Source organism: Curvibacter cyanobacteriorum (genome assembly GCF_028649475.1).
Classification (GTDB): Bacteria; Pseudomonadota; Gammaproteobacteria; order Burkholderiales; family Burkholderiaceae_C; genus Curvibacter; species Curvibacter cyanobacteriorum.
The window spans coordinates 1-1,076 of sequence record NZ_JAQSIP010000019.1; the positions used below are offsets into that span (position 1 = coordinate 1).

A 1,076-nucleotide genomic window follows, 5' to 3' on the forward strand; every position below is an offset into this window, starting at 1 on the left:
GCCAAGTTCGGCGGCGAAGCCAAGGCTTACGACCAGATCGACGCAGCGCCCGAAGAAAAGGCCCGCGGCATTACCATCAACACCGCTCACGTTGAGTACGAAACGGCCAACCGCCACTACGCTCACGTGGACTGCCCCGGCCACGCTGACTATGTGAAGAACATGATCACCGGCGCCGCTCAAATGGACGGTGCTATTTTGGTGTGCTCGGCCGCTGACGGCCCGATGCCCCAAACCCGTGAACACATCCTGCTGTCGCGCCAAGTGGGCGTGCCCTACATCATCGTCTTCCTGAACAAGGCTGACCTGGTGGACGACGCTGAACTGCTGGAACTGGTCGAAATGGAAGTGCGCGAGCTGCTGTCCAAGTACGACTTCCCGGGCGACGACACCCCGATCATCAAGGGCTCGGCCCGCATGGCACTGGACGGCGACAAGGGCGAGCTGGGCGAAGGCGCCATCATGAAGCTGGCCGAAGCGCTGGACACCTACATCCCGACCCCGGAACGTGCTGTTGACGGCACCTTCCTGATGCCCGTGGAAGACGTGTTCTCGATCTCGGGTCGCGGCACCGTGGTGACCGGTCGCGTTGAGCGCGGCATCATCAAGGTCGGCGAAGAAATCGAAATCGTCGGTATCAAGCCCACCCTGAAGACCACCTGCACGGGCGTGGAAATGTTCCGCAAGCTGCTGGACCAAGGTCAAGCTGGCGACAACGTGGGTATCTTGCTGCGCGGCACGAAGCGCGAAGAAGTGGAACGTGGCCAAGTGCTGTGCAAGCCGGGCTCGATCAAGCCGCACACCCACTTCACCGCCGAAGTGTACGTTCTGTCCAAGGACGAAGGTGGCCGTCACACCCCGTTCTTCAACAACTACCGTCCTCAGTTCTACTTCCGTACGACTGACGTGACTGGCGCCATCGAGCTGCCGGCCGACAAGGAAATGGTGATGCCTGGCGACAACGTGTCGATCACTGTGAAGCTGATCAACCCCATCGCCATGGAAGAAGGCCTGCGCTTCGCCATCCGCGAAGGCGGCAAGACCGTGGGTGCTGGCGTTGTGGCCACCATCATCGC

General features: G+C 61.2%; 1 protein-coding gene. It reads left to right on the forward strand.

Annotated elements, in window-relative coordinates; all coding sequences use genetic code 11:
- Positions 1 to 1,076 (forward strand): elongation factor Tu (gene tuf, locus PSQ40_RS21330; RefSeq protein ID WP_273953921.1); only part of this gene is annotated, 1,076 nt, incomplete at both ends.